Genomic DNA, 1,211 nt, shown 5'->3' on the forward strand with positions numbered 1-1,211 from the left:
ATGGTATTGTCAGTAGTCAAGTAAGGCAATGAGCTCACCTCAATCGGCAGGTCACAAATCTGACCCGGGATTACAGGAGTACCGACGCACTCGCAATCTTCAGTAATTACGTCATCGGTGGTCAAAGGATCTCCGTCATCACATGGATCACCGATATCACCATCCAAGTCAGGACAATCATCTGAATTGATCACGATACTCAAATCATACGGCGTACTCTGAGGAGCAGCAAACGTTCCAACTGCGATATAGTAAGTAACCCCGGCAGTAACCGGAAGTGCTTCGATCTCGCGGAAAGTATCTGCGAATTCTCCATGTGCACCAACGGTAGATTCAAATGGGCAACCAGTGAAAATATAAAGTCCTGCCCAGGTTCCGATATTGTCCAATCGTACATCGATCTGCTGATCTTCTGTAGGCGTGTACGCATAGATAACGTCATCACCGTTTAAGTAAGAAGTGCTGAAGAATGTTCCTACCAAGATTCCGTCTGGAGCCAATGGCGGGATATCATTGAAGTCATAGTCATCTCCAAAACCGGCTGTGTTGTTTCCTGTATCAAAGTATGGCAAGCCATCTACTTCAATTGAGATACCACAAACCTGACCGGGTGGTGGAGGTGTACCCAAGCACTCGCAGTCTTCAGTAATAACATCATTCACTGTTGCAGGATCTCCGTCGTCACAAACATCACCAATATTACCCAAACCAGGGCAGTCAAGTACTACTTCTTCGCACGTTATTTCCATGTCAAATACACCTGCGTTTGTCGCTCCAAATCCGCTAATCAGAACGTAGTAGGTTGTTCCATTAAAAACATCGAATGTGATGTCAGCAGCAAACCCGCAAGCAAAATCACCATCGATGTAATCGTAGCATGTTAAGTCTTCACAAGTTCCCGTGAATACTGAAATATCAGTATCAAAATCGGTCAAAGGTGAATTGTCCTGACAAGTGTTTAAACGAAGAGTTCCGTCAATATCAGAGTTGAAAACATACCATACTCCAGCTCCTCCGTTTGCACCTCCACATTCTTCATTTTCAGTAGCGCCAAGGTTTGTTCCTGAAATGTTTCCGGTGTTGCAATCAATTTCGATGGCATCACAAGCCTCATTGTTCTCAGGTGGCGTAGCACAGTTCAGTTCAATTGTGAAAGTCTGCTCAGCATTTGCCGGACGAATTCTTACAAAGTAGTTTCCTGCATCGTAAAC

Annotated in this window: 1 protein-coding gene; it reads right to left on the minus strand. The window is 44.8% G+C overall.

Features of this window, described 5'->3' with window-relative positions; translation table 11 throughout:
* The coding region (locus tag O3Q51_18365) for a hypothetical protein (GenBank protein MCZ4410787.1) at positions 1-1,211 on the minus strand (1,211 nt) is incomplete at both ends.

The organism is Cryomorphaceae bacterium 1068 (assembly GCA_027214385.1).
In the GTDB taxonomy this organism is placed as follows: Bacteria; Bacteroidota; Bacteroidia; order Flavobacteriales_D; family Cryomorphaceae; genus JAKVAV01.